This is a genomic window from Pseudomonas fluorescens (assembly GCF_040448305.1).
GTDB lineage: Bacteria > Pseudomonadota > Gammaproteobacteria > Pseudomonadales > Pseudomonadaceae > Aquipseudomonas > Aquipseudomonas fluorescens_BH.
Genome location: NZ_CP148752.1, coordinates 6,404,867 through 6,428,495, shown reverse-complemented (window position 1 = coordinate 6,428,495; position 23,629 = coordinate 6,404,867). Strand labels below are relative to the sequence as shown.

At 59.1% G+C, this 23,629-nt stretch carries 20 protein-coding genes and 2 pseudogenes; 5 read left to right on the top strand and 17 right to left on the bottom strand.

What is annotated here, in order from left to right; all coding sequences use genetic code 11:
- Positions 1-69: 69 nt before the first annotated feature.
- Entirely contained in the window at positions 70-1,461 is a 1,392-nt protein-coding gene (locus tag WHX55_RS29385; protein ID WP_150755073.1) for an L-cystine transporter, read from the bottom strand.
- A gap of 242 nt (positions 1,462-1,703) precedes the next feature.
- Here WHX55_RS29385 and WHX55_RS29380 point away from each other — a divergent pair, with 242 nt between their 5' ends.
- Complete coding sequence (locus WHX55_RS29380; RefSeq protein WP_353741757.1) at positions 1,704-2,759, top strand: haloacid dehalogenase-like hydrolase; 1,056 nt, start codon at positions 1,704-1,706, stop codon at positions 2,757-2,759.
- Between the two features lie 183 nt (positions 2,760-2,942).
- On the opposite strand, the gene ilvD is transcribed toward WHX55_RS29380, so the two are convergent.
- From ilvD to WHX55_RS29360, 4 genes are all read right to left on the bottom strand, one after another.
- On the bottom strand, positions 2,943-4,784 hold the full coding sequence (gene ilvD / locus WHX55_RS29375; protein WP_353741756.1) for a dihydroxy-acid dehydratase: 1,842 nt from the start codon (positions 4,782-4,784) through the stop codon (positions 2,943-2,945).
- A gap of 386 nt (positions 4,785-5,170) precedes the next feature.
- Positions 5,171-5,629 carry a transposase gene (locus tag WHX55_RS29370; protein WP_150755075.1) on the bottom strand — a complete coding sequence of 153 codons (459 nt, stop codon included), beginning with the start codon at positions 5,627-5,629 and terminating at the stop codon, positions 5,171-5,173.
- A 193-nt stretch (positions 5,630-5,822) separates the two neighbouring features.
- Complete coding sequence (locus WHX55_RS29365) at positions 5,823-7,019, bottom strand: MFS transporter (RefSeq protein ID WP_150755076.1); 1,197 nt, start codon at positions 7,017-7,019, stop codon at positions 5,823-5,825.
- Between the two features lie 235 nt (positions 7,020-7,254).
- Positions 7,255-8,451 carry a class I SAM-dependent rRNA methyltransferase gene (locus tag WHX55_RS29360; RefSeq protein WP_151214112.1) on the bottom strand — a complete coding sequence of 399 codons (1,197 nt, stop codon included), beginning with the start codon at positions 8,449-8,451 and terminating at the stop codon, positions 7,255-7,257.
- Between the two features lie 153 nt (positions 8,452-8,604).
- On the opposite strand from WHX55_RS29360, the gene WHX55_RS29355 reads away from it, so the two are divergent.
- Both WHX55_RS29355 and mutM read left to right on the top strand, forming a co-directional pair.
- Positions 8,605-9,474 carry an HDOD domain-containing protein gene (locus WHX55_RS29355; RefSeq protein WP_150755077.1) on the top strand — a complete coding sequence of 290 codons (870 nt, stop codon included), beginning with the start codon at positions 8,605-8,607 and terminating at the stop codon, positions 9,472-9,474.
- Between the two features lie 42 nt (positions 9,475-9,516).
- Complete coding sequence (gene mutM / locus WHX55_RS29350) at positions 9,517-10,329, top strand: bifunctional DNA-formamidopyrimidine glycosylase/DNA-(apurinic or apyrimidinic site) lyase (protein WP_008065060.1); 813 nt, start codon at positions 9,517-9,519, stop codon at positions 10,327-10,329.
- Positions 10,330-10,464: 135 nt separating this feature from the next.
- Here mutM and WHX55_RS29345 read toward each other — a convergent pair whose 3' ends face one another.
- The 5 genes from WHX55_RS29345 to WHX55_RS29325 form a co-directional block, all read right to left on the bottom strand.
- On the bottom strand, positions 10,465-10,716 hold the full coding sequence (locus tag WHX55_RS29345; RefSeq protein WP_003195146.1) for a YfhL family 4Fe-4S dicluster ferredoxin: 252 nt from the start codon (positions 10,714-10,716) through the stop codon (positions 10,465-10,467).
- Between the two features lie 220 nt (positions 10,717-10,936).
- A complete protein-coding gene (gene coaD, locus WHX55_RS29340; RefSeq protein WP_046039203.1) occupies positions 10,937-11,416 on the bottom strand; it encodes a pantetheine-phosphate adenylyltransferase in 480 nt (159 codons plus the stop codon).
- A gap of 115 nt (positions 11,417-11,531) precedes the next feature.
- The gene (locus WHX55_RS29335) at positions 11,532-13,127 is read right to left on the bottom strand and encodes a GMC family oxidoreductase (protein ID WP_353741755.1); all 1,596 of its coding nucleotides are present in this window, start codon (positions 13,125-13,127) and stop codon (positions 11,532-11,534) included.
- Between the two features lie 78 nt (positions 13,128-13,205).
- Positions 13,206-13,751: a twin-arginine translocation pathway signal protein gene (locus WHX55_RS29330; RefSeq protein ID WP_353741754.1), complete on the bottom strand. Its 546-nt coding sequence runs from the start codon at positions 13,749-13,751 to the stop codon at positions 13,206-13,208.
- 28 nt (positions 13,752-13,779) lie between these two features.
- A complete protein-coding gene (locus tag WHX55_RS29325; protein WP_150755082.1) occupies positions 13,780-15,210 on the bottom strand; it encodes a coniferyl aldehyde dehydrogenase in 1,431 nt (476 codons plus the stop codon).
- A gap of 145 nt (positions 15,211-15,355) precedes the next feature.
- On the opposite strand from WHX55_RS29325, the gene WHX55_RS29320 reads away from it, so the two are divergent.
- Complete coding sequence (locus WHX55_RS29320; RefSeq protein WP_150725032.1) at positions 15,356-16,027, top strand: TetR/AcrR family transcriptional regulator; 672 nt, start codon at positions 15,356-15,358, stop codon at positions 16,025-16,027.
- Positions 16,028-16,057: 30 nt separating this feature from the next.
- A complete protein-coding gene (locus WHX55_RS29315) occupies positions 16,058-16,912 on the top strand; it encodes a sulfurtransferase (protein WP_353741753.1) in 855 nt (284 codons plus the stop codon).
- A 138-nt stretch (positions 16,913-17,050) separates the two neighbouring features.
- Here WHX55_RS29315 and WHX55_RS29310 read toward each other — a convergent pair whose 3' ends face one another.
- From WHX55_RS29310 to WHX55_RS29280, 7 genes and pseudogenes are all read right to left on the bottom strand, one after another.
- Positions 17,051-17,884 (bottom strand): AraC family transcriptional regulator, encoded by an 834-nt coding sequence (locus WHX55_RS29310; protein ID WP_150755084.1) that lies wholly within the window; start codon positions 17,882-17,884, stop codon positions 17,051-17,053.
- A 3-nt stretch (positions 17,885-17,887) separates the two neighbouring features.
- Entirely contained in the window at positions 17,888-18,883 is a 996-nt protein-coding gene (locus WHX55_RS29305; protein WP_353741752.1) for a hydrolase, read from the bottom strand.
- A 97-nt stretch (positions 18,884-18,980) separates the two neighbouring features.
- Entirely contained in the window at positions 18,981-20,426 is a 1,446-nt protein-coding gene (locus WHX55_RS29300) for a pitrilysin family protein (RefSeq protein ID WP_353741751.1), read from the bottom strand.
- Entirely contained in the window at positions 20,419-21,765 is a 1,347-nt protein-coding gene (locus tag WHX55_RS29295; RefSeq protein WP_353741750.1) for a pitrilysin family protein, read from the bottom strand. The genes WHX55_RS29300 and WHX55_RS29295 overlap by 8 nt, the downstream gene beginning before the upstream one ends.
- Positions 21,766-21,890: 125 nt before the next feature.
- Positions 21,891-21,983: pseudogene (gene rsmD / locus WHX55_RS29290) on the bottom strand (16S rRNA (guanine(966)-N(2))-methyltransferase RsmD); the annotation flags it as partial.
- Positions 21,982-22,212 (bottom strand): annotated as a pseudogene (locus tag WHX55_RS29285) (insulinase family protein); the annotation flags it as partial. The pseudogenes rsmD and WHX55_RS29285, both read right to left, overlap by 2 nt.
- 114 nt (positions 22,213-22,326) lie before the next feature.
- Positions 22,327-23,565: an insulinase family protein gene (locus WHX55_RS29280; protein WP_353741749.1), complete on the bottom strand. Its 1,239-nt coding sequence runs from the start codon at positions 23,563-23,565 to the stop codon at positions 22,327-22,329.
- Between the last annotated feature and the right edge of the window lie 64 nt (positions 23,566-23,629).

Genomic DNA, 23,629 nt, shown 5'->3' with positions numbered 1-23,629 from the left:
GTGTGAACACCCAAAATCCCTGTGGGAGCCAGCCTGCTGGCGATGAGGCCAGATCAGACGCTAAAGAATTTAAGCCTGTGCCAACGCCGAATGCTCATCCGCATCCAGCAGTTCTTTATCAGTCTGCTGCATCACCTGACTGGTAATCGCACCCGCCGTCATCGACCCACTGACATTCAACGCCGTGCGCCCCATATCAATCAGCGGCTCGACCGAAATCAGCAACGCCACCAGTGACACCGGCAAGCCCATCGCCGGCAGCACGATCAACGCGGCAAACGTCGCACCGCCACCCACTCCGGCCACACCGGCCGAACTCAGCGTGACAATCGCCACCAGCGTCGCGATCCACAATGGGTCCAGCGGATTGATGCCCACAGTCGGCGCCACCATCACCGCCAGCATCGCCGGGTACAGACCGGCACAACCGTTCTGGCCAATGGTTGCGCCAAACGACGCAGCGAAACTGGCGATCGACTGCGGGATGCCCAGGCGACTGGTCTGCGCCTCGATGCTCAACGGAATCGTCGCTGCGCTGGAGCGGCTGGTGAAAGCAAACGTCAACACCGGCCAGATCTTGCGGAAGAAGCGCAGTGGATTGATCCCGGCCGCCGATACCAGCACACCGTGAACCACGAACATCAGGCCCAGGCCGATGTAGGACACCACCACGAAACTGCCGAGCTTGATGATGTCTTGCAGGTTCGACCCGGCGACCACTTTGGTCATCAGCGCCAGCACGCCGTACGGGGTCAGCTTCATCACCAGGCGCACCAGGCGCATCACCCAGGCTTGCAGGGTGTCGATGGCGTTGATCACTTTCTGACCTTTGTCAGCATCATCCTTGAGCAATTGCAGGGCCGCGACTCCCAGGAACGCCGCGAAAATCACCACGCTGATGATCGACGTCGGCTTGGCCCGCGCCAGATCGGCGAACGGGTTTTGCGGAAAGAACGACAGCAACAGCTGCGGCACATTCAGGTCGGCGACCTTGCCGGCGTAATCGGTCTGGATGGTTTGCAGACGGGCCATTTCCTGGGTGCCGGCCACCAGGCCTTCGGCGGTCAGGCCGAACAGGTTGGTCAGGCCGATGCCGATCAGGGCCGCGATGGCCGTGGTGAACAGCAGCGTGCCGATGGTCAGGAAGCTGATCTTGCCCAGCGATGAGGCGTTGTGCAGGCGGGCCACGGCGCTGAGGATCGAGGCGAACACCAGCGGGATCACGATCATTTGCAGCAATTGCACGTAACCGTTGCCCACCAGATCGAACCAGCCGATCGAGGCTTTGAGTACCGGGTTGCCGGCACCGTAAACGGTGTGCAAGGCCACGCCGAACGCCACGCCCAGCACCAGTGCGAGCAGGACTTTTTTCGCCAGGCTCCAAGTGGTGTGGCGGGTTTTCGCCAGGCCCAGGAGCAGTGCGAGGAACACCAGAAGATTGAGAATCAGCGGCAGATTCATTGGAACTCCCATTAGACTTTTGCCAACTGCCTTCCGGGGCAGCTGCGAACCGGCAAGCCTAACAGCTTGAAAACTAATGAATTAATATCGAAAACGCATGGTATCCGTCGTTTTTGGAATAAGCGGATGTCGCTGTCAGAAATGCAACTGGCGCGAAAGGGACACAGGCGGTCGCTGACAGGCGAGGACTGTCACACTTATTTGTTAGCGTCGATCTCTTTCACATTCAGGGAGAAACGCCAATGAAGTTCGCACCGAAATTACTGGCAGCAGCACTTTGCCTGGGCCTCGCCGGCCAGGTGCTTGCAACGGATCTGAAACACTGGCCCGCCGATCAGGCCAAGGCGCTGGAGGCGATGATCGCCGCCAACGCCAACAAGGGTAACTACGCGGTGTTCGACATGGACAACACCAGTTACCGCTACGACCTCGAAGAGTCGTTGCTGCCGTTCATGGAGAACAAGGGCCTGATCACCCGCGACAAGCTCGATCCCTCCCTGAAGCTGATGCCGTTCAAGGACACCGCCGACCACAAGGAAAGCCTGTTCAGCTACTACTACCGTCTCTGTGAACTCGACGACATGGTTTGCTACCCATGGGTCGCCCAGGTGTTCTCCGGCTTTACGCTCAAGGAACTCAAGGGTTATGTCGACGAGATGATGGCGTCCGGCAAGCCGGTGCCGGCCACCTATTACGAAGGCGATGTGGTCAAGAAGCTTGACGTCAACCCGCCGAAGATCTTCACCGGGCAGCAAGAGTTGTACAACAAGTTGATGGAGAACGGCATCGAGGTCTACGTGATGACCGCCGCCTCCGAAGAACTGGTGCGCATGGTCGCGGCCGATCCGAAGTACGGTTACAACGTCAAACCGCAGAACGTGATCGGCGTGTCGCTGCTGCTCAAGGACCCGAAGACTGGCGAACTGACCACCGCGCGCAAGCAGGTCACCGCCGGCAAGTATGACGAGAAGGCCAACCTCGGCCTCGAACTGACCCCGTACCTGTGGACCCCGGCAACCTGGATGGCCGGCAAGCAGGCAGCGATCCTGACCTACATCGACGAGTGGAAAAAACCGGTGCTGGTTGGCGGCGATACCCCGAGCAGCGACGGTTACATGCTGTTCCACAGTGTTGACGTGGCCAAGGGCGGCATTCACCTGTGGGTCAATCGCAAGGACAAGTACATGACCCAGATCAACGGCATGATGGCCAAGAACGCCGCGGCCCAGGCCAAGGAAGGGTTGACGGTGACGGCTGACAAGAACTGGGTGATCGTGAAGCCGGAAGACATCCAGTAAATCCGGGTTTTAGGTTCTCTGTAGGAGCGAGCTTGCTCGCGATGGTCGTTAACGATGACGCGTCTATTCTGATTTAACGCGTCGCCCTTTCGTTCATCGCGAGCAAGCTCGCTCCTACAGTGGATCGGTGTAAATAAAAATGCCCCGCACTTGGCGGGGCATTTTTATGTCGACGGTTAACGCTTACAGCCCGTCAAGCATCGCTTTGTTACGCACGGCACCCTTGTCGGCACTGGTGGCCAGCAGGGCGTAGGCTTTCAGTGCGGTGGTCACTTTACGTGGACGCACTTCCACCGGTTTCCAGCCTTTCTTGTCCTGCTCGACCCGGCGTGCAGCCAGTTCTTCATCGCTGACCAACAGGTTGATCGAGCGGTTCGGAATGTCGATCAGCACTTTGTCGCCGTCCTGCACCAGACCAATCGCGCCACCGGCAGCGGCTTCAGGCGAAGCGTGGCCGATGGACAGGCCCGAAGTACCGCCGGAGAAACGGCCGTCGGTGAGCAGGGCGCAGGCTTTGCCCAGGCCTTTGGATTTCAGGTACGACGTCGGGTAGAGCATTTCCTGCATGCCCGGGCCGCCTTTCGGGCCTTCGTAGCGAATGATGACGATGTCGCCTTCTTTCACTTCGTCAACAAGGATCCCGCGAACGGCGCTGTCCTGGCTTTCGAAGATCTTCGCGTTGCCTTCGAACACGTGGATCGACTCGTCGACGCCAGCGGTTTTCACCACGCAGCCGTCCAGGGCGATGTTGCCGTAGAGCACGGCCAGGCCGCCTTCTTGCGAGTACGCATGCTCGACACTGCGGATGCAGCCGTTTTCACGGTCGTCGTCCAGGGTTTCCCAGCGGGTCGACTGGCTGAACGCGGTTTGCGTCGGGATGCCTGCCGGACCGGCCTTGAAGAAGTGGTGCACCGCTTCGTCGGTGGTCTGGGTGATGTCCCACTTGGCGATGGCTTCTTCCATGCTGCGGCTGTGCACGGTCGGCAGCTGGGTGTGCAGCAAACCACCACGGGCCAGCGAACCGAGGATGCTGAAGATCCCGCCGGCGCGGTGCACGTCTTCCATGTGGTACTTCTGGATGTTCGGCGCGACCTTGCACAGTTGCGGCACGTGACGGGACAGACGGTCGATGTCGCGCAGGTCGAAATCGATCTCGGCTTCCTGGGCAGCAGCCAGCAAGTGCAGGATGGTATTGGTGGAACCGCCCATGGCGATGTCCAGGGTCATGGCGTTTTCGAACGCCTGGAAGTTGGCGATGTTGCGCGGCAATACTGACTCGTCGTTCTCGCCGTAGTAACGCTTGCACAGCTCGACGATGGTGCGGCCGGCCTGCAGGAACAACTGCTCGCGGTCACTGTGGGTGGCCAGGGTCGAACCGTTGCCCGGCAATGCCAGACCCAGCGCTTCGACCAGGCAGTTCATCGAGTTGGCGGTGAACATGCCGGAGCACGAACCGCAGGTCGGGCAGGCGCTACGCTCGTACTCGGCGACTTTCTCGTCAGAAGCGCTGGAGTCGGCGGCGATCACCATGGCGTCGACCAGGTCGAGGCCGTGGGAGGCGAGTTTGGTCTTGCCGGCTTCCATCGGACCGCCGGAGACGAAGATCACCGGGATGTTCAGGCGAAGGGACGCCATCAGCATGCCAGGGGTGATCTTGTCGCAGTTGGAAATGCAGACGATCGCATCGGCGCAGTGGGCGTTGACCATGTACTCGACGGAGTCGGCGATGATCTCGCGGCTCGGCAGCGAATAGAGCATGCCGTCGTGGCCCATGGCGATGCCGTCATCGACAGCGATGGTGTTGAATTCCTTTGCCACGCCGCCAGCGCGTTCGATCTCGCGGGCGACCAGTTGGCCCAGGTCCTTGAGGTGCACGTGGCCGGGTACGAACTGGGTGAAGGAGTTGGCAATGGCGATGATCGGCTTCTTGAAGTCGTCATCTTTCATCCCCGTGGCGCGCCACAGTGCGCGGGCACCGGCCATGTTGCGGCCGTGGGTGGATGTTTTCGAGCGGTAATCAGGCATGAAGCACTCCGGGCGGCTAATCAGGTATCAAAAGGGAAGTGAGCTTCTATTGACGTCTGGAACACTCAGAAATGGCCGCGTGTCCGGAAGTTGCCGATAACTTTGCGGGATCGCCGCGCGCTTCAGCTTGAGCTCATAAACCCGCCGGGGATGACTGGCGATGAATGTTCGCGATTCTACACGGCTGGCGGCTGGAGGGAATGGCTGCAAGCGTGGAGAGAGCGTTCACTGGACGTGCGGGCAAGCCTGCGGAACTTCACATGGAACGATTTTCTGTAGGAGCGAGCTTGCTCGCGATGAACCAGAGGGCAACGCGTTCATCCAGAATGAACGCGTTATCGTTTACGACCATCGCGAGCGAGCTCGCTCCTACAGTTGGCTGCGTTTCAGAGCCAGATGGCGTCCCATAGCGGATATTCGCCGATATGGTCGACTAGCCCTGCTCGCAATGGGTTGGCAACGATATATCGGGCCATCGCTTTCAGATCGTCCTCGCGACGCAACGCCCGGTCAAAATAACCTTTTTGCCATAGCGTCTCGTGACAGCCTCTCGCCTTGTTGATAGCGCGGGCGCTTCGAGATTTGGTGGCTTGCATCAGTTTCGGCAAATCACCGTTATGCAACTCGACCAGCCAGTGAAAGTGATCCGGCATGACCACCCAGGCAATAGAGGAGGCTTGGCCGTCCTCAGACGCCTTCCTGAATTCGCTTACCACCATATGACCCATATGCCAGTCCTTGAAGATGGGTTGTCGCTGGTGGGTGACAGCTGTGAGCAAATAAATCCGGCCGGTTTCCGAATAGCGGCCGGTGCGTAAGTGATGGGCATGGGGTGCGTTGGACATTCCTTGGTCCTCTTCAGTGATTGGAAGAGAAACGGTAGGTGAGGAGGGGGGAGATAGCTGGTTCGACAGTAGTTCCAGATGTGTCTTATGTCTGTAGGAGCGAGCTTGCTCGCGATGAATCCATAGACAACGCTGGCTACCAGATGCGCTGCGTCATCGTTGAGGTTCTTCGCGAGCAAGCTCGCTCCTACAGTCAGCGCCCGATCCTGGTGTTCGTCAGCAAACCCCAAAGACTGAACACGATGTAGCTGACAGCAATGGTCATCAGCAAATTGTCCCCGGTTTGTGCGAGGGCGGCGCTGCTGACGGCGGCGGTAATGAACATGATGCTGTTGCCTGCGGATGCTGCCGTCCCTGCGCTGTTTGAGAACAGCAACATGGCTGCGGAAATGGCGGCAGGCCGTACCAGGGTGACCGCCAGAGCACTGATCACCATCGGTATGAGCAGGGTGATGGTTGTCATCGCCTCATAGCGGATGATTAACATCAACAACAGGCCGGCGGCACCCAGTAATCCAAGGCCGATGTTGATTTGCACAGAGAGGGAGATATGTTTCTGCATGGCGGTAGCAATGACTCCACCCAGGAAGTAGGCGACCCCATACACCATAAGTACCCACGCGTACTGGTACTCGGACAGTTTCAACTCATCCATGAAAATCAGCGGTGTCACGCTGATCAACGCGAAATAACAAGCGAACACTAACGCGGCTATCCACCAATAGCGGATGAAGTCTTGATTTCCAGCGATGGATTTCAGCGTACGGATGACTGAAACGGGTGTTTTTTCTGGGAGGGCTGCCTTGGAAGGTAGTATCAGTTGGGCATGGATCAGCATGCCGAGCGCCATGAGCGCAAAACCATAAAAACTACCCTGCCAATCGAAAGTGGTTTGTAGCCAAGAGCCTAACAGCGGTGCCAGTGCAACAAAGGAGCCGCTCAGCGTCATGTAATAAATGCGCACCCGGGCCCTATCTTGTTCATCGAACAAATCCTCCACCAGTGCATGACCCAGCACAAAAAAACCACACCCGATGGCTTGGACTGCACGAAACGCCAGGAAGCTTGGGAAGTCCGTCGCCAGCGCGCAGCCTATCGAGCCGAGAGTAGAAACAACGATGCAACCAAGAAGAACTTCCTTGCGCCCCCACTTATCTGAAAGCGGGCCGGTTATTAATTGAGAAAACGCAAAAACCAGCGTGAACAGACTGATGGAAAGGGCGATGTCAGCGGTTGAACTGTCGAACTTCGCGGCCAAGGCAGGAAAAGAAGGCAGGAGGATGTTCAGTGGGAAAAAACTGATTAGCGAGATATTGGTAATCAGGATAAAGCGGGAGACTCGTTGGCGTTTCAGGTCGCCACTTAGAGCTGGGTAAGAGGACTCAGACATTGTTTTTGTTTTCCGGAGTGATCAAGCGTTCATGCTTGAAACCAGAAACCGATACTAGTCTGGGACGCAGGGAGTTCAATCAAAAGCGCTGTAGGAGGCTTCCTGTTTTGATGCCGGGAACCTCTGTAGGAGCGAGCTTGCTCGCGATGAGCCTGAGAGCGCCGTGGGGCGTCAGGTTGCCAGCGTTATCGTTGACGTCCATCGCGAGCAAGCTCGCTCCTACAAGGGCAGGGTTTTAGCTGTTAGGCAGCAACCGGCAGGTGATGCTCTTGATGTAGCGGGTTTCAGCGATAGCCGGATGCACCGGATGATCCGGACCCTGACCGCCACGTTCCAAGATCTGGATATTGCGGTCCAGGTGGCGGGCGCTGGTCAGCAGGATGTTCTGCAGGTCGTCTTCCGGCAGGTGCATCGAGCACGAGGCGCTGACCAGGATGCCGTCCTTGGTGAGCAGGCGCATGGCTTGCTCGTTCAGGCGGCGGTAGGCGCCTTCGCCGTTCTTCATGTCTTTCTTGCGTTTGATGAACGCCGGCGGGTCGGCCACGATCACGTCGAAGCGTTCTTCGCTGGCTTTCAGTTCTTTGAGGGCTTCGAACACGTCGCCTTCGATGCAGGTCATTTTCTCGGCGAAGCCGTTCAGTGCGGCGTTGCGCTCGACGCCGTCGAGGGCGAAGGCCGAAGCGTCGACGCAGAACACTTCACTGGCGCCGAACGCGGCAGCCTGCACGCCCCAGCCGCCGATGTAGCTGTACAGGTCGAGCACGCGTTTGCCTTTGGCGTAGGGTGCCAGGCGTGCGCGGTTCATGCGGTGGTCGTAGAACCAGCCGGTTTTCTGACCCTGGATGACAGGTGCTTCGAATTTCACGCCGTTCTCTTCGAGGGCAACCCACTCCGGCACCAGGCCGAACACGGTTTCGACGTAGCGGGTGAGGCCTTCGGCGTCACGGGCGGCGGAGTCGTTCTTGAACAGGATGCCGCTTGGCTTGAGTACTTGGGTCAGCGCTGCAATCACGTCGTCTTTATGTGCTTCCATGGTCGCCGAAGCGATCTGCACCACCAGGATGTCGCCGAAACGGTCGACCACCAGGCCTGGCAACAGGTCGGAGTCGCCGTAGACCAGGCGATAGAACGGCTTGTCGAACAGGCGATCGCGCAGGGACAGGGCCACGTTCAGGCGATGCACCAGCAGCGACTTGTCCAGCGGCAACTTGATGTCGCGCGACAGCAGTCGGGCGCAGATCAGGTTGTTCGGGCTCATGGCAACGATGCCCAGCGGCTTGCCGCCGGCGGCTTCGAGGATCGCTTGGTCACCGGCCTTGAAACCGTGCAAAGGCGTAGCGGCTACATCGATTTCGTTGCTGTAGACCCACAAATGACCGTTGCGCAGACGACGGTCGGCGTTGGCTTTGAGGCGCAGGCTAGGCAGGGACATGTCGTCGCTCCGGAAAAAAGAGCGGGAGTATAGCGTGTTGAGGTCCCGGGTAGGCCTGCAAGTGGACATGTGGCGAGGGTTGTCATGCGATTTGGTATGTCGGATCCAACTTCATAAAGGTTAGAATCACCACCTGACCCAGAGTGTGCACAAATGTCCCAAGAGCTGACTTCCGAACAGATCCAACAAGCCCTGCAGGGCATCAGCGTACCGGCCCAGCCGCAAATCATGGTGGATTTGCAGATGGAGCAGTACATGCCCGACCCGGATCTGGAAGTCATTGCCAAGCTGATCTCCCAGGACCCGGGCCTTTCCGGTTCCCTGCTGAAGATCGTCAATTCGCCGTATTACGGGCTGAGCAACAAGATTGCCTCGATCCAGCGCGCGGTAAATCTGCTGGGCAGCCGTTCGGTCATCAACCTGATCAACGCGCAGTCGATCAAGGGCGAGATGAATGACGACACCATTGTCACCCTGAACCGTTTCTGGGACACCGCGCAGGACGTGGCCATGACTTGCCTGACCCTGGCCAAGCGCATCGGCGTTGAAAATGGCGATGAAGCGTATGCCCTGGGCCTGTTCCACGACTGCGGCGTGCCCTTGATGCTCCAGCGTTTCCCCGATTATATGGGCGTTCTGGAGCAGGCCTATGCCAACGCCAGTGCCGAATGCCGGGTGGTGGATACGGAGAATCAGGTGTTCAATACCAATCACTCGGTGGTCGGGTATTACACGGCCAAGTCCTGGCGACTGCCGGAACACGTGAGCGCGGCGATCGCCAATCACCACAATGCGTTGGCGATTTTCAGCGATGAGTCGTCGCGCAACAGTTCGCTGAAGAACCTGCTGGCGATACTGAAAATGGCCGAGCACATTTGCGCGTCGTACCGGGTGCTGGGCAATCAGACCGAAGATCACGAGTGGAACGGCATCGCGCCGCTGGTGCTCGATTATGTCGGCCTCTCGGACTACGACTTCGAGACCCTCAAGCAGACGATCCGCGACCTCGGCACTCATCACTGAGTGTCGGAACCTTCCAGGCCAAGCGCCTGAGCCGAGAGCACCATGCCTGAATTGCCAGAAGTCGAAACCACCCGTCGCGGTATCGCGCCGCACCTGGAAGGCCAGCGGGTCAGCCGGGTGATCGTGCGTGATCGTCGTTTGCGCTGGCCGATTCCCGAAGACCTCGATGTGCGGTTGTCCGGGCAGCGTATCGTGCTGGTGGAGCGGCGTGCCAAGTACCTGCTGATCAATGCCGAAGTCGGCACCTTGATCAGCCACTTGGGCATGTCAGGCAATTTGCGGCTGGTGGAGGCCGGGCTGCCGGCGGCCAAGCATGAGCATGTGGACATCGAGCTGGAGTCGGGCCTGGCCCTGCGTTACACCGACCCGCGGCGCTTCGGCGCAATGCTCTGGAGTCTCGATCCGCTCAATCACGAATTGCTGATTCGCCTGGGGCCGGAACCGTTGACCGACCTGTTCGATGGCGAGCGCCTGTTCCAGCAGTCCCGGGGCCGCTCGATGGCGGTCAAGCCGTTCATCATGGATAACGCGGTGGTGGTGGGCGTGGGCAATATCTATGCGACCGAAGCGTTGTTCGCCGCAGGCATAGATCCGCGCCGAGAAGCCAAGAGCATTTCCCGAGCGCGTTATTTGAAGCTGGCCATTGAGATCAAGCGCATCCTGGCGGCCGCCATCGAGCGCGGCGGTACCACGCTGCGGGACTTTATCGGTGGTGACGGTCAGCCTGGTTATTTCCAGCAGGAACTGTTCGTGTACGGCCGTGGCGGTGAACACTGCAAGGTCTGTGGCACGGGGCTGCGGGAAGTGAAACTCGGGCAGCGCGCCAGCGTTTTTTGCCCGCGTTGTCAGAGCTGAAAGTCAGTTAGATTTTCAGTGAGGCTGATGACGTCATCGCGAGCAAGCTCGCTCCCACACTGGATCTGCGTCGTTCACAAAACCCCTGTGGGAGCGGGCTTGCTCGCGAAGACGGTCTGACAGGCGCCGAATGGCTTAAGCCTTACCGGTAATTTTCCGGTACTTCTCCATCAACTGCTCTTCAGTCTCCGGATGAGCTTCGTCCAGTGGAATGCAATCCACCGGGCAGACCTGCTGGCACTGCGGTTCGTCATAGTGGCCGACACACTGAGTGCACAGGTTCGGGTCGATCACGTAGATCTCTTCGCCTTGGGAAATGGCGGCGTTCGGGCACTCGGGTTCGCAGACGTCGCAGTTGATGCAATCGTCGGTGATGATCAGGGACATGCTAGCTCCAGCCGGGGCGGCAAGCCCGGGCGCAATAAACCAATGCACACAATTGTGCCGCATTGGCGCCTGCGTTGCACGCAGGTGCGACGTACTGTAGGAGCCAGCCTGCTGGCGATGAACTCGAGAACGCCGCGGGGTGTCAGGTTTCCCGCGTTATCGTTGACGTCCATCGTCGGAACGCCGCCCGGAGCAGGCTCGCTCCTACAGTTTGCGGGGGTTACTTCTTGAAACGTTCGGTCAGTGCGTCCGCCACCACCGGGTGCACGAACTTGGTGATATCGCCGCCCAGGGCTGCGATTTCACGGACCAGCGTCGAGGAAATGAACGAGTAACGCTCGGACGGGGTAAGGAACAGGCTTTCCACGTCCGGCGCCAACTGGCGGTTCATGTTGGCCAGCTGGAATTCGTATTCGAAGTCCGACACCGCACGCAAACCACGCAGGAACACATTGGCGTTCTTTTCTTTGGCGAAGTGCGCCAACAGCGTCGAGAAGCCGACGACTTCAACGTTCGGCAGATGTTTAGTGACCTCGCGCGCCAGTTCTACCCGTTGTTCCAGAGGAAACAAGGGGTTTTTCTTCGGGCTCGCGGCGACGGCGATGATCACGTGATCGAACAGGCGCGAGGCGCGTTCGACCAGATCGCCATGGCCCTTGGTAATAGGGTCGAAGGTACCTGGGTACAACACTCGGTTCATCGCGTCGTCCTGGCGGGAATCCGTTGGGGAGTCGGATGGTATCGCAGCCTTCCCGGTCGGCCAAGTCGCCTGTTAGGTAAGAAAGCACTATAGACGATGGGAATTATCGTTATTTTCATGGGTTTTTTAAACGTTCGGCTAGGGACGTCGCCAATTGCGCCGTCAGTCCGTAGACCGACAGTTGCGGATTGGCGCCAATGCTGGTGGGGAACAGCGAGCCGTCGTGGATCGACAGATTGCCCAGTTGATGATGCCGACCGAGGCTGTCGGTCACCGCAATTGTCGGGTCTTCACCCATTGCGCAACCGCCCATCACATGGGCACTGCCCAGGCGTGTGCGATACAACTCCAGGCTCAGGCCGTCGATCAGCGTGCGCGCTTCGGCGAGGGTCTTCACGTAGCGGGCGTCGGCGTGCATCGGCATCACGGCCTTGGCGCCACCGGCAAACTGGATCTCGGCCATGGTATGGAACGCCCGGCGCAATCCATCCCAGGCGTACGGTGATAGCTGGTAGTCCAGCACCGGCGTGTCATCGCTGCGCAATTCGACGCTGCCACCAGGGCTGTCCGGGTGAAAACCGTCCCGCAGCAACGCCAGCATGGCGTGGGTATGGGCCAGATTGGCCATGTGCTGCGAGTTTTCCTGGCCGAAACCACCGAGCAATGTCGTGGCCAGCGCCGGGTGCAGGGGCGGGACTTCCAGTTTGTAGGACATCTTGCCCGTGGTGCCGTCCTGCCATTGGAAATGGTCGGAATAGATCGACTGCGGTGCGCCGTAGAAGGGGTTGACCACTTCGTCGAACAAGGCGGCGGACATGTTTACCGGGTGCAGGAACGTACGTTTGCCCAAGCGCTTGTGCGGGTCGGGTGCCCCGGAGCGCATCAGCAAGGCTGGGCTGTTGATGCCGCCACCGGCCAGCACGAAATGCCGCGCCTTGACCGTGATGGTGCGCCCGGTCGGTGCGACGCAGCGTTCATCCATCGCCGAACATTGCAGGCCGGTGATCCTGTCGCCGCTGATGTTAAGTTTTTCGGCGCGAGCCAGGTAAAGCAGCTCGCCACCTTTTTCCAGGGTTGCTGGAATGGTGGTGACCATCATCGATTGCTTGGCATTGGTCGGGCAGCCCATGCCGCAGTAGCCGAGGTTCCAGCAGCCGCGAACGTTGCGCGGGATGACGTGCCAAGAGTAATTCAGTGCTTCGCAGCCCTTGCGGATCACATCATTGTTGGCGTTGGGTGGCACCATCCACGGCGCGACGCCCAGGCGCTGCTCCATTTTCTCGAACCACGGCGCCATTTCCGTCGGGCTGTGGCCCTTGACGTTGTGCTCTTTGGCCCAGTGTTCCAGAGTCGGCTCCGGGGTGCGGAAACTGGAGGTCCAGTTGATCAGCGTGGTGCCGCCTACCGCCCGGCCCTGGAGGATGGTGATCGCGCCGTCCTTGCTCATGCGGCCGATGCCTTCCTGGTAAAGGTTGGCGTAGGCCTGGTCTTCGAGCATCTTGAAGTCGCTGCTGGTCTTGAGCGGGCCTTCTTCGATCAGCAGCACCTTGTAGCCGGCCGCGCTGAGGATTTCGGCGGTGGTGCCGCCGCCGGCACCGCTGCCGATGATCGCCACGTCCGCTTCGAGTGTCAGGTCCTGGGTCAGTTGCGAGCCGTTGTAGGTTTTCCAGCCTCGGGCCATGCCTTCGCGGAACGGATCGGGTACGGGCATCTTCGGGTTCTCTTTTTATTATTGAGGTACACGGTCAATTGTGGGAGCGAGCCTGCTCGCGATAGGGGCGACTCGATTTCAGACCGTAGGCGGCCCGGGATACCCGCAATGCGCCCACGATTCCTTGCGGCCGTACCAGGCCATCATCACCAGTTGCAGCAAGGAACTGTGACCCATGCGCAATAGGCTCAACGAGCTGTTTTCCCAGCGATCGAGAAAGGCTCGGATGTCGTTGGCACTGGCGTTCTCCCAGCTGCCCCAGACCCCGGTCAACGGTCCGCGGGTCACGGCCATGCCCAGCACATCGAACAATTGTTGGGTCAACTTGAGCATTTCCGGCGACAGGTGAGCGAGGTTGTAGTCCAGGCTTTTCAGTGTGCCATCGACAGCCTCGGGCATCCGTTCGACGGTCACGGCACCTTCGAGCATGACCGGGAGCAACGCCCGCAAAAACAGCAGGTCGCCGCTGCGTAACGTGACGAAACCATTGGCCGGCACGCTCGACGAACAACCGCTGAGGCTGGCTCCGAGCCCGGCGGTGGCGAGGAAAGCTGTGGCGCCGAGGCTGAATTTAAGCAGCCCGCGCCGTGACAGCGCGGGTGAATCGGACAGGCTGGGGTTCATTATTGTTATTACCCGACGGTGATGATCGTTAGCGTATGAACAGCTTCTGGATCAGCTTCTGAATCGACTTGCCGTACGGCGGATAGATCAACTTCGCGGCGTTGAACCGCTGTTTGATCAACACGCCCTTGGCCTTGCTGAAGGTCAGGAACCCTTCATGGCCGTGGTAGTGGCCCATGCCCGAGGCGCCGATACCGCCAAACGGCATGTCGTCCTGGGCGACGTGCAGCAGGGTGTCGTTCAGGCACACGCCGCCGGAATGGGTTTCGTGCAGCACGCGCTGTTGTTCGCGTTTGTCGTAGCCGAAGTAATACAGCGCCAGTGGGCGAGGGCGCTGGTTGATGTAGGCAAATGCCTGGTCCAGATCCTTGTACGGCACGATCGGCAGCAGCGGCCCGAAGATTTCGTCCTGCATCACCGTCATCTCGTCCGTGACGTTGAGCAGCAGGCTATGGCTCATGCGGCGGCCCTGGCCCTGGTCGAACAGCGGCATCAGCAGCGCACCCTTGCTGGTGGCGTCGCTGACGTAGCCGTTGAGACGCGCCAGTTGTCGCTCATTGATGATCGCGGTGTAGTCCGGGTTGTCGGCCAGCGTCGGATAAAACCCGCGGACGGCTGCGCGATAGGCTTCGACGAAACCTCCGACGCGATCCTCCGGCACCAGCACGTAGTCCGGGGCCACGCAGGTCTGGCCGGCATTCAGGGTCTTGCCGAAGGCGATGCGCTCGGCGGCATCCTTGAGCGGCACGTCGTGAGAAACAATGGCTGGGGACTTGCCGCCCAGTTCCAGGGTCACCGGGGTCAGGTTTTCCGCAGCGGCGCGCATCACGTGTTTGCCGATGCTGGTGGCGCCGGTGAACAGCAGGTGATCGAACGGCAGGCGTGAAAACGCCACGCCCATATCCGCCTCGCCCAGGACCACGCAAACCAGGTCTTCGGGGAAGATTCGCGCCAGCAGTTGCTTCATCAGCAGGCCGGTCGCGGGGGTCGACTCACTGAGCTTGAGCATGACCCGATTGCCCGCCGACAGCGCGCCGACCAACGGGCCGATGGCCAGGTACAGCGGGTAGTTCCACGGCACGATGACCCCGACCACGCCCAGCGGTTGGTAAACCACTTTGGCCGAAGCCGGCTGGAAGGCTGCGCCTACCTTGCGTCGCGAGGCTCGCATCCAGCCCTTGAGGTGTTTGCTGGCGTAATGGATGCCGTGCAGGCTGGGCATCAGTTCGGCGAGCAGGGTTTCATCGGCGCTGCGATGGCTGAAGTCCTGGCTGATCGCATCGATCAGGGCCTGGCGTTCATTGTTCAACAAATCCTTTAGTGCCTTGAGCCATTGCTGGCGCTGCGCGGCCGGTGGCATCGGGTTGGCGGCGTAGGCGGCACGCTGGGAGTCGAACAGGGCCTGAAGCTCTTCCAGCGGCTGCTGTAGGTTCTGCAGGTAGGAAATTTCAGCAGTCATGGTCGGCTCCGGATTTATTGTAATGAGGCTCTTTTTAGAGTCTATACTCTAAAAAGTCAAATGACATCCTGGAACAGCTTTGTTTTATCCGCTCGCGGATAGATCTAAGATGCCCGTCAACGCACTCTGAATTAAAGCTCAAGCCATGGCCCCACGGATCAAAACCAGCGAGCGCATCGTGCAGAACAGCCTGGAGCTGTTCAACCAGCAGGGCGAGCGCAGCATCAGCACCAACCACATTGCTGCCCACATGGAAATTTCCCCGGGTAACCTGTACTACCACTTCCCTAACAAGCAGGCGATCATCGCCGTGCTGTTCAGCGAGTACGAAAGCCTGGTGGACAGCTTCCTGCGCCCGCCTCTGGGCCGTGCCGCCACGGTGGAAGACAAACGCTTCTACCTCAAGGAACTGCTGTCGGCGATGTGGCGCTACCGGTTTCTGCATCGCGATCTCGAACATTTGCTCGACAGCGATCCGGACCTGGCCGACCGCTATCGACGCTTCTCCCAGCGCTGCCTGATCCAGGGTTCGGCGATCTACGAAGGTTTCGTCGCCGCCGGCATCCTGAAGATGGACAAGGTGCAGATCGAGTCCCTGACGCTCAATGCCTGGATCATCCTCACGTCTTGGGTGCGCTTCCTGTGCACCACGCGAGAGAACTCCAGCCACCTGAGTGAGCAGGCCATTAAACGCGGTGTGTATCAGGTGCTGGTGCTGGAAGCCGGGTTTGTCACGGATGAGGCCCGCGATGCGGTCAGCGCCTTGTTCGAAGAGTTTTACGTGCCCCTGGCCCAGGCACTGGAAGAAGTACAGTAGGATCAACCGACTTAATCACAGGAGCCCGCTATGCCCATTGCGCAACTGATCAGCCCGCAAGCACTGGACCTGAAAAAGGACCAGCCGGGGCTGGTGATTCTGGATTGTCGTTTTGCCCTCGAAGACCCGGATTACGGTCAGCGCAGCTATGCCGAAGGGCACATCGCCGGTTCGAGCTATGCCGACCTTGAGCGTGACCTGAGTGGCGCGGTGGTCAAGGGCGTGACCGGGCGTCATCCGTTACCCGAGCCGGCGCAACTGATCGAGCGCCTGCAAGCCTGGGGAATCAACGCCGATAGCGAAGTGGTTCTGTATGACGACGGCCCGGGTGCCTATGCGGCGCGGGCCTGGTGGTTACTGGCGTGGTTGGGCAAACGCGATGGTGTATTCATTCTCGATGGCGGTCTCAAGGCCTGGCACGCGGCCGGTTTGCCGCTGAGCCTGGATGCGCCGGCGATTACTCGTGGCTCCTTCACCGGCAGTCCTGACACGGCGTTGCTGATCAGTGCCGAGCATTTGCAAAAGCGCCTCGCGCAGCCGGAGCTGACCCTGCTCGATGCCCGCGCACTACCGCGTTTCAAGGGTGAAGTAGAACCAATCGATCCGATTGCCGGGCACATTCCTGGCGCCCAGTGTGCGGCGTTTACCGAGAACCTGGGCAGTGACGGGCGCTTCCTGCCGGCCGATCAGCTCAGGCAGCGTTTTGCCGCAAAACTGGGTGATCGTTCACCGAATGATCTGGTGGCGTACTGCGGTTCCGGCGTGACGGCGTGCCACAACCTGTTTGCGTTGTGCCTGGCCGGTTATCCGTTGGGTTCGTTGTATGCCGGGTCGTGGAGCGAATGGATCAACGAGCCTGCGCGGGGCATTGCCACGGACGAATAAGCACCACGAAACCTTGTGGGAGCGAGCTTGCTCGCGATGGGGCCGTTACATTCAATATTGATTTTGATTGTTAAGCCGCCATCGCGAGCAAGCTCGCTCCCACAGGGATGGATGGTGTTTTTGAGACTTCGTTAAGCCTCAAGTCCCCCGCTTTGCACTGCGATACGCCCCCGGTCCAACCCCATACACCTGCTTGAACTGCCGGCTCAGATGGCTCTGGTCGGCAAACCCCAGTTGCATCGCGACTTCCAGCGGCAGACAACCACTTTGCAGCAACGCCCGCGCCCGGGCGATGCGCTGTTGCATCAGCCAGGTGTGCGGCGGCATGCCGGTGGCGCGGCGGAACACTCGGGCGAAATGGAAGGGCGAGAGGTTGACCGCCGCCGCCAGCGCCTCCAATGAGGGCGGTGCTGCCAATTGCGCGAGCAGCAATTCCTTGGCCAGGCTCACGGCCCGGTGTTCCTTGCCAGGTTTATCGGCATCGGGCACCGCCGCATGACGCTGCAACAGCGACAACACCAGTTCGCGCCAGACCGTTTGTTGCTGCAATGCGGTGGCGGGGCTTTCCAGCAGGCGGTGGAGTTGGCAGAAGCCGTTCACCAGATCCTGATCGCGATACAGCGTGGCACCGAAGGCTGGCAAGTGGTGGGTCGGCAGTTCGAGTTCAGCCAGCAGCGAGGTTATCTGCCCGCTGTCCGGATAAAACGCCCGGTAAAGCCAGCCATCCTCGGTGCCTTTGTGGCCGGTGTGCAGTTCATCAGGGTTGATCAGCACCAGCGTGCCGCTGCCCGCCAGGTGTTCGGCGCCGCGATAGCGATAACGCTGGGCGCCGGCCATGATCATGCCGATCACATAGCCGTCATGCACGTGGGGGGCGAAACGATGATCGATGTAGCGGGCGGACAACAACTCGACCCCGGCCAGCGGCGGGGTTTGCCAGAAGTGGATCGACTCGCCTTGGTCAGCGTCCATGATTCAAGTGCGCCCTATGGCGGCTAGCCACTCGGGGATGCGCCGCTCCAGGTAGTAACCCGGTTGCCTGAGCGTACCGTCGACGAAGCCGACATGCCCGCCCTTGGCTTGCAGTTCGAATTGCGTGCAAGCGGACAATTCATCGACGTGCGGCAGGCTGTGGGGAAACACGAAGGGGTCGTCGGCGGCCTGAATCATCAAGGTCGGCGTGCGAATTTCGCCAAGGAAATAGCGGCTTGAAGCGCGACGATAGTAATCCTCGGCATCGACAAAACCGTTCAGCGGTGCGGTAACCCGGCCATCGAAGTCCCAGAACGTGCGCATGTTTTCCAGCGAGCCAAGCGCCGCCAGGGCTGCCAGGCCCTCCTCGCGTCCGTCGTGCTGGAACTGTCGCTGCTTGTTCTTGATGTAGGCGAGCATCTCGCGCATGAAATGTGCCTGATAGACTTTTGAGAAGCCTTGGTCGATGCGGTCGGCGCACTGGTCCAGGCGGAATGGCACCGACACCGCCACGGCACCCATCACGCCGCTGTCGCTGCCGGTCTCGCCCAAATGCTTGAGCAGGATATTGCCGCCCAATGAGTAGCCGACAGCATACAGCGGAGCGAGAGGCCGTTTGGCCCGCAAGTGCCTGATGGTTTCGGCCAGGTCTTCGCTGGCGCCGGAATGGTAGCTGCGCGGCAACAGATTGGGTTCGCCCGAACAGCCACGCCAGTTCAGCGCGACGCTAGCCCAGCCTCGGTCGCCCAGGGCTTTTTGCATACCGGCCACGTAAGGAGAATTCGACGAACCGGTGAGCCCGTGCAGCACCAGCACCAACGGCGCATCGGCAATGTGCGGGCCGTGCCAGTCGAGGTCGAGGAAGTCGCCGTCTTCAAGCCAAAGACGTTCGCGTTCGCGGCCGATGTGCACGGTTTTACGCCACAGCGGCCCCCACAAGGTTTGCAAGTGCGGATTGCCGATGCCGAAGGCGGGGGTGAACGGTGGTGGTTGGGCCATTGCAGGGTGCAGGTGCACAGCGATTCTCGAAGAAAGTGCTCATGAGTCTGCCCGAAGACGCGGCGGGACAGCGCCGCGACCGCGTCGTCGTGGGTAACTAACTTGCCACAATCTCTTCAGGTGCGCGACACATGGCGTTGGTTGTGCTTTCGATTGGAGCTGGCAACGGTTGTTGATCTGTCTTCGGCCCCAGGATGACAACGCGCCATTGGTCGGCGTGGTGATGCCGGTTGAGGGCGCTCGTGATTGATGCGAGGTTCAGCTCCAAGGCCGCTTGCGTGGAAAAGTCGAGATCCAGCGGCAGATTGTGGATGCTGATGTTGTGCAGTCGGCTCAAAATCTGTGCATTGGTGGCGCGGCCCAATGGCGCGCTACTGGCCAGATGCTGTTGGATGTCGTTGAGTTCCTGTTGGGTCGGCCCCTGGGTGAGGAAGTCGCTGAACATCGTCTTGATATGGGCCAGCACGGCATCGGCCTGCTCAGGTCGGGTCTGCAATTCAATGGTCAGCCATCCTTGCGCCTGAAGGGCCGAGAGGTCGGCTTCAACGTGGTAGGTCAGGCCTCGGCGTTCACGCAGTTCATTGGTCAGTCGGTTGGTGAAAATCCGCATGGACATCTGCAGTGCGTCATAGTCAGGACTGCTTCGCAGGACACTTGGCTGGGCAAGGCGCAGGTAGGCCTGGGTCGATGGTCGTTCAATGCGCAGCAGACCTGGAGCAGCTGGACTTGCCACTGGCTGGATCGCCGCAGTGGCCGGTCCCGGGGGCAGGGCCGCGGATATCTGCGCACCGATGCGTTGGGCTTCTTCCTCCGTGAGATCGCCGACCAGTGTGATCTGGGCATTGCCCGCGGCATAAGCCTCGCGATGAAAGTCTTGCACTTGGGTGCGGGTAATGGCGGTCAGTCCGGCCCTGGTTCCGTAGAGGGACTGGGCATAACCGTGGTCGGGAAACAGCTGGCCGAGGTTCGCTTGTCGGACTTGAGCGGCATGGGACTGATCTTCAAGGTCCAGAAAGTACTGCAGTTGGGATTTCACCGTAGGCAGAGACTCTTGCGGTAACAGCGGCTTGCCGAGTACCTGGGCAAACAATTCAAGCGCTGGAGTGCGCTGTGATTCGTCACTCAGGCTACGCAGGGAAAACCAGGTTCGGTCGTGGCTGGTACCCATATTCATCCTTGCTCCCAGATTATCGAACGTCGCCTGTATGGCATTGATGTCCTTGCCATCTACGCCCTCATTCAAAAGGCTAACGGTGACCGCGGCCAGGCCGGGTTGATGTGATGTGTGGGCGCTGCCGGCGGCAAAGCTCACAAGGGCATCGAACATCGGCAGGCCAGGGGTGCGGATGAACAGGATCTTCGTTCCACTGAGGGTTTTGTAACCCTTGATCGGCAGTGTGCGGTGGGTCGCCGGAGTCTGTGGTTCATTGAGCGATTGCAGCGCTGGCTTCTGGGGCGCCGTGGTTGCAGTGGCAGGGGACTGTGCACTCGACAGCATGCCGACCAGGATCAATCCGTTGATGAGGCCTTTGAGCTTATCCATTGTTTTTCTCCGGCAGGATTTTCGCGGTACTCAGGCGCTCGCGCGTCAGGTAAGTCTTTGCGACCTGTTGAATATCCAGGGGCGTGACCTTGTTCAGCGCATCCGTATCCTGATCGGCCAGCCGCCAGTCGAGGCCAATGGTTTCCAGCAGGCCCAAGTTGTAGGCCTGCCCTTCCAGATCATCCTGTGCATAAACCGTGTTAGCGATCAGGCGGTTTTTCGCGCGCTCCAGTTCTGCCGGTTCCGGTGCCTTGCTCTTCAGTGATTCGATCACTTGCCACAGACGGGCGAGGGCTTCGTCAGCGTCACTGAGCTTGTCCGGGTTGAGCTGGGTGCTGATGGTCAGTAACGAATCGCCGCGATTGAAGGCGTCGTACTCTGAGTCGGCCTCGGTGAATATCGCCTCGCTCAGTTGCAGTTGCTGTTTGATCCGCGCGCTACTGGATCCGGCCAGTAACATGTCGAGCAAGCGCAGGGCATGGGCGGTCCGACGATCCGGTGCCGTGGCCAGGCTGGGCGCGTTGAAGCTCATGATCAGGCGTGGGGATGCTATCGGTGCATGCAGGGTCAGTGACCGTTCACCGGCAGACGCCAGCTCGACGGGGGCGGGCGTCACAGGTGTCGCACGTCGTTCCAGATGGCCGAAATGCTGCTGTGCCAGGGCCTTGATCCGCTCAGGCGCAACATCGCCAACGACCACCAGCGTCGCATTGCTTGGCGAATACCAAGCCTGATACCACTGCCGCAATTGCACGGCGTTCATTCGTTGCAGGTCGTGCATCCAGCCAATCGTCGGGGTGCGGTAGCCGCTGGCCGGGTAGGCAATGCTGTTCAGTCGTTCGTGAGCCGACGCGGTGATTTCATCATCAACGCGCATCCGACGCTCCTCCTGAATGACCTTGAGCTCGGGTGTGAAGTCCTGTGCATCCAGCTTTGCCGTACTCATCAGGTCGGCCAGTATTTCGAAAGCGACGCCAGTGCGGCCGGAAGGCAGTGTCTGGTAAAAAACCGTGTAATCGGTGCCGGTAAATGCGTTTTGATTGGCGCCAAGTTTTTCCAGTATTGCTGCGAACTCTCCGGCGCAGGCCTTGCTGCTGCCTTTGTAGACCATATGTTCGAGGGCGTGGGACAGGCCCGACTGGCCGGGTGGTTCGTAGCTTGAACCGGCCTTGATCCAGAGTTGGGCGGTGACGATGGGGGAGCGGTGGTCCTCGCGCACGACAACCTTGAGGCCGTTATCCAGTACGAAGTCTTGTGTCGCAGGGGGGGGCGCCGCGCTGGCCATGAGCGGCAGACAGGCGATAAAGGGCAGCATAAATGTGCTGCGGGAGATGTTCATCCGTGTTCATCCTCAGTGGTTTGCAGGTAATTGCGCAAACCACTGTGGATGATCCGAAAGGACGTCAGGCGGTAACTATGTAGTGCACTTCACAACCGGTTTGGGGCAGTCGTCTCGCCGAAATGTCAGGCGCCGCGCTGCCACAACGAGTAATACACACGCCCGGATTTCTGCTCCCGGTGCAAGCGCCAGTTCTGCGGCAAGCCCAGGGTCGAAGGCGCGGGTTTGCAGGTTGATCATGAACGGGCCGCGCACCTGCATCGGGGTGAAGCCCGAATACACGCCGTAAGTCAGGCCACGCTTCTCGCGCACCTCACTCATCAAGCGGGTGCCGAAGCCGCCGCCACCGAGAATCTGGTTACCCATGGACAACACCGCGTAGTCCGGGTCGTTGCGGTCGATACCCAGTTGCGGGAGCATCAGGTTGGTCTGCTTGGACGGAAACTGTGTCTCGCTTGCTTGGGAGCACGAACAGTGTGGGGCTGCGAGCGGTGCAGGTTCGGCAACCCCTTGGTTCACTGTTTGCAATTCAGCGGCAGGCTTGAAAATTGAACAACAGCGTTATTCCAGCGAACCTTCCAATGGGAAAATGTGGGCTGTTGTCATTCGCTGCTCTGTGAAGTAAGTGTTGGCGAAGTCTTGAATGTCCTTGGCGGTGACGCCCAGCAAAGCTTGGTATTCCTGCGCCCTGTTACTCAGAGGCAGTTTTGAATGATGATATCTGGTGACGATGGCGGGTAAAATCAAAGGATCTTGCTCCCTTTTGGCCCATAGGGTGAGACGCTTTTCACGAGCCTGTTCCAAGGTTTGGGTATCGATTGGATTTCGTTTTAGCTCATTTATGTAAGTGTGCAGCCCCTGCTCTAACTGACTTGGAGTTTGATCCGCCGACAGGGCCGTAACACTCAGAGAAAAAAGGCCCGCATTTTCGTAGCATCGTACCCCTGCGACGCCCCACCCGTCTGGCATTAGCAGGAAGTAGTTGGTCAGAAGCTCCGCGAGGATGCCTAAGGCGCCGAAAGCCTTGGGATCTTCATTGAAGAAGTTGCGGTCGGGCAAATTGAAGGTCATGACCGCTATAGGTTCTTTAGTGTTTTTGCGCAGTTCGATATGTCGCTTGCCTGGTTCGGAAGCTTCTTTGATGTAGTTGAAGGCCTCAAGAGATCTATGCGGGATTGCAGAGAAATGCTGTTCTGCCAACTTGAAAACGTTCACGGCGTTAACATTACCGACAACGACCAGCGTTGCATTATTGGGCATGTACCAACGCTGATACCATTGGCGCAGTTGATTGATATCAAGTCTTGAAAGGCTGACTGGAGTGCCGTTGGCGTTGTTGGAGTAACCACTGAAAGGATAAAATAGTTCGTTGATCTCCTGTGATGTATTGTAGTTGGATATAAAAACATCGCTTTCGACTCGATAGCTATTTTGTTGTTGTATTTCTGACTGCAAAGATTCGTCGGTCATTTTTGGTGCTGCCATCATGATGGCGTGTTGGCTGAAAGCCTCATTTAAGCTGGAAGGTAGTACCTGCTGTTTATAGGACGTAAAGTCACCCCGATGCCACGAAGTAAGCTCGGTTGCATCGGGTAATTCTATGTCTTGATTGTCTTGAAGTAAGACACCCGCCAGCATGAGGTTGATCCCCGCGCTATCCGACGGTTCGTTACAGTGGCTTACTTTGTAGTTAAGTTCGATATATGCCTCAGTGGTACCACTGAGTTCGGCAACAATGATTTTCATGCCATTGTCGAGAATGAGTTCTTTTGTTGGAGTAGTTGGATATTCTGTCTGCATAGTTTGCGAGTCCATTTGCGGTTATGCGAGTCATTTCGCTCGCCAACAATGCTCACAAGTATTA